Annotated in this window: 3 protein-coding genes; all 3 read left to right on the plus strand. The window is 63.8% G+C overall.

Annotated elements, in window-relative coordinates; all coding sequences use genetic code 11:
• Positions 1–682, plus strand: a 682-nt coding sequence (locus VNZ93_RS10750; RefSeq protein WP_325704141.1) for an alpha/beta hydrolase, incomplete at its 5' end; no start/stop codon positions are given.
• Positions 683–688: 6 nt separating this feature from the next.
• On the plus strand, positions 689–1,774 hold the full coding sequence (locus VNZ93_RS10755) for a phosphotransferase family protein (RefSeq protein WP_325704143.1): 1,086 nt from the start codon (positions 689–691) through the stop codon (positions 1,772–1,774).
• Positions 1,771–2,294, plus strand: a 524-nt coding sequence (locus tag VNZ93_RS10760) for a patatin-like phospholipase family protein (protein WP_325704145.1), incomplete at its 3' end; no start/stop codon positions are given. The genes VNZ93_RS10755 and VNZ93_RS10760, both read left to right, overlap by 4 nt.

The raw sequence follows: 2,294 nt of genomic DNA on the forward strand, positions 1-2,294 counted from the left end.
GCCTCGATCGGGGAAGGGGCATACGCCCTATGACAAGCGGTCCATGGCGAAAGTCATGGTCGAGCTGATGGAAAAGATCGGCCATGCACGCTTCTATCTTGCGGGCCATGACCGCGGCGGCCGCGTTTCCTACCGGCTCGCACTCGACAACCCCGGACGCCTGATCAAGCTCGCGGTGCTCGACATCATCCCGACCTTCGAGATGTGGCACCGCATGGACCATACGCTTGCCATGAAGGTCTGGCACTGGGAGTTCCTCGCGCAGAAATATCCGATGCCGGAAATGCTGATCGAGAAAGCTCCGATCGAATACCTTGATTACAAGATGGCGAGCTGGACCAAGGCCAAGGATCTGTCCGCATTCGATCCGCGGGCACTTGCGCATTACCACGCCTTCTTCTCCGATCCGACGCGCATTCATGCGACCTGCGAAGACTATCGCGCCGGTGCGACGACCGATCTCGGACACGACGAAATCGATCATGCCGCGCGCAACAAGATCTCCGCACCGTTGCTTGCATTGTGGGGCGCGGCCGGGATCCCGAGCGAGAATTCGCCGCTGACCATCTGGAAGGATTGGGCGAAGGAAGCCTCCGGCAAGCCCATTGATTCAGGGCATTTCGTTGCAGAGGAAAATCCCGATGCGACCGCGCGCGCGCTGCTCGAATTCTTCCGCCCCTGACGGCCAATGACTGCCATCGACCGCCAGGCATCCTTTTCCGGAACGAAAGAGGTTTCCCCTGCGCTCGCGGTCGAAGCGGACAGGCTCTCCACCTATCTGAAGGGCAGGATTGAAGGGTTTGCCGGACCGCTGACGATCCGGCAATTCCGCGGCGGGCAGTCGAACCCGACCTATCTACTGGAAACACCGACGCGGCGCTATGTGCTGCGGCGCAAGCCACCGGGCAAGCTGTTGCCCTCCGCTCACGCCGTTGACCGCGAGTTTCGCATCATCTCCGCGCTCTGGCGGCAAGGCTTCCCTGTCCCGGAGCCATTTCTGTATTGCGACGACGACAGCATCGCCGGCACGGCGTTCTATGTGATGGGCTTCGCCGACGGCCGACTGTTCTGGAATCCCGACATGCCAGGCTCCAACCCTTCAGAACGAGCGGCTGTCTACGAGTCGATGAATGCGACGCTGGCGCGCCTCCACGCGTTCGACCCGGCGGCAATAGGGCTCGCCGATTTCGGCCGCGGCGAAGGCTATGTTGCGCGGCAGGTCGATCGCTGGTCGAAGCAATATCGTGCGTCGGAAACCGAACGCATCGAGGACATGGACCGGCTGATCGCGTGGCTGCCGCATAACGTGCCGCCGCAACAGGCCGTGCGCGTCGTGCACGGCGACTACAGGCTCGACAACACGATCGTCGCACACGACGCGCCAACGATTATTGCGGTGCTGGACTGGGAATTGTCCACGCTCGGCGATCCGCTTGCCGACTTTTCCTATCATCTGATGCAGTGGCACATGCCGCATTCGGAGAGCCGCGCTGGCACCGGCTCGCTGGTCGGACTCGATCTCAAGGCGCTCGGCCTGCCGTCGATGTCCGACTATGTCGGCCTTTACGTTATGCGCACAGGCCTCGACCCACGTCCGCATCTGCCGGCCTATCTTGCGTACAATTTCTTCCGGATCGCTGCGATTTTGCAGGGCATCATCGGACGCGTGCGCGACGGCACCGCGACCAGCGATCACGCACCGGCCAAGGCCGCGATGATACGCCCCCTCGCCGCAACCGCATGGCGCTTCGCGCAGGAAGCCGGCGCAACATGAAAACGGTCGCACTTGCGCTTGGCGGTGGCGGCGCACGTGGGCTTGCCCATATTGCCGTGCTTGAGACGCTCGACGAAATGGGCGTTCGTCCCGTCGCCATCGCGGGCACCTCGATCGGCGCGTTGCTCGGTGCGCCCTATGCCGCCGGCATGAGCGGCAAGGAGATCCGCACGCACGTGACGGCGCTCGCACGGGACCGCGCCGGGCTGTTCGGCAAGCTCCTCGCCGCGCGTGCCGGCGGCAGCATCGGCTCCCTGATCGCGTCCGGTTTCCGGAGCGCCACGCTGATCGACGCGGAGAAGTTCTGCGCGCAATTCCTGCCCGACCGCGTGCCGGACGATTTCAGTGCACTGCGGATTCCGCTGACGATCATCGCGTCCGATCTCTACGGCCGGCGCGAGGCCGCGATCTCGTCGGGTCCGCTGCGTGCTGCGGTCGCCGCCTCCATGGCCATTCCGGGGCTCAGCCGTCCGGTAATGTTCGAGGGCCGCGTGATGGTGGATGGCGGCGCGACCAATCC

The organism is Pseudorhodoplanes sp., from assembly GCF_035565795.1.
Classification (GTDB): domain Bacteria; phylum Pseudomonadota; class Alphaproteobacteria; order Rhizobiales; family Xanthobacteraceae; genus Pseudorhodoplanes.